The following is a 1,201-nucleotide window of genomic DNA, read 5'->3' as shown; positions in this document are numbered from 1 at the left end:
CCCAAAAGAAGCCCAGGACAGCGCAGGCGACGGCCACACCGAAAAGAACCCCTTTGTATTCCCAGGGACGGTCGGCCCCAAAGTAAAGAGCAGCGAAGACACCAAGCACAGCAGCGAGCAGGGCATTGAATACTGGGTCAGTATGCATGAGGTGAAAGGCTGTTGATGTCGCGCTAGTTTTCCGTCCTGACAAGGCTCACTGTCCCAGGTCCGTTTCTTGCCCACATCCTGCCACAGGAGGCACGACCGAGGCTGCCGTTTACGACAGGCATGGACCAGCCTCAGAGCCAGAAGGCTCTCGCCGTGAGAATCGCCAACAGAAGGGTCATCGCGAGAAATACCCAAGCCAACCAGCCCGCGCCCAGAGATGACCAAAGGGTCAGCCGCTGGAGCCGCTCCTGTTCCGCAAGCGTGAGATGCCCCTGTCCCCTCTTCCATTCTTTGGGCCAGAATCGAGAGGACAGCTCAACTAGTGGCGCTCCCATGCGAAAAGCATCGAGCGTCAGCATGCCGCAAGCAACGGTGAGGATTAGAAGCACCCAAGCGGTCATTGAAGTTCCTGGCCGACCCCAGTCGTGCAAATCTAGGGCCTGATGACAATCCGAATCTCAGTTTCGGAAGTCATAAGGATGGCAACGTATCGCCGAATCTCACCCACCCACGTTTCTCGCTGCTCCACACTAGATTCGACCATACCGAGAACGCGCACGGGAAGAATTCCTCGCACCACGCGTCGAGCTCTTCAATAGTCCGCAGCTGAACTTCTCCCGCCTTGGGATGGTACGAGTGCACCACATCGCCGCGACGAACCACGGCCTTCAGACATCTAAGAAAGGAGCCGAGCGAACTCGCCGCACTTGCACTATCCTCACCGTCGACCCGCAGAAGCTCCAGAAAACAGGCCTGCGAAACGTGGCCTTGGTGCAAATCCATTGCATATTCGCGAAAGCCTTGAGGGTTCATTCGTTCTCCATTCAATGACCGCTCCTGGCCGACTGTAGCCTGCCACGGCCTCTGGAGCTTCGGGCCCTGAGCGGAAGTAGCGGTCTCGCGAAACCGGCTGTTCGACCTGCTTGCGACCCATCGCGTACATTGCGATCATGCCGTTCGTTCATCTCAGTACCGCGACGCACTCATGCCCGTGCGGCTGTAACTCACCTCTCCGATTGCTGGAGTGGCCAGCGACAATTATCTTGAGCGG

General features: G+C 57.8%; 2 protein-coding genes. Both read right to left on the bottom strand.

The genetic code is table 11. The features are described from left to right. Window positions 1–281: 281 nt before the first annotated feature. On the bottom strand, window positions 282–551 hold the full coding sequence (locus EJI01_RS28330) for a hypothetical protein (RefSeq protein ID WP_126840408.1): 270 nt from the start codon (window positions 549–551) through the stop codon (window positions 282–284). Between the two features lie 70 nt (window positions 552–621). Then, complete coding sequence (locus tag EJI01_RS28325; protein WP_126840407.1) at window positions 622–963, bottom strand: hypothetical protein; 342 nt, start codon at window positions 961–963, stop codon at window positions 622–624. Window positions 964–1,201 lie beyond the last annotated feature (238 nt).

Origin of the sequence: Variovorax sp. MHTC-1 (assembly GCF_003984645.1) — a bacterium.
Classification (GTDB): domain Bacteria; phylum Pseudomonadota; class Gammaproteobacteria; order Burkholderiales; family Burkholderiaceae_C; genus Variovorax.
The sequence above is the reverse complement of the archived record's forward strand: the minus strand, read 5'-3'. Positions and strand labels throughout refer to the sequence as shown.

Coding starts and splice junctions, on each gene's coding strand:
- EJI01_RS28330 (WP_126840408.1), bottom strand. CDS start 551: ATGACCGCTTGGGTGCTTCTAATCCTCACCGTTGCTTGCGGCATGCTG.
- EJI01_RS28325 (WP_126840407.1), bottom strand. CDS start 963: ATGAACCCTCAAGGCTTTCGCGAATATGCAATGGATTTGCACCAAGGC.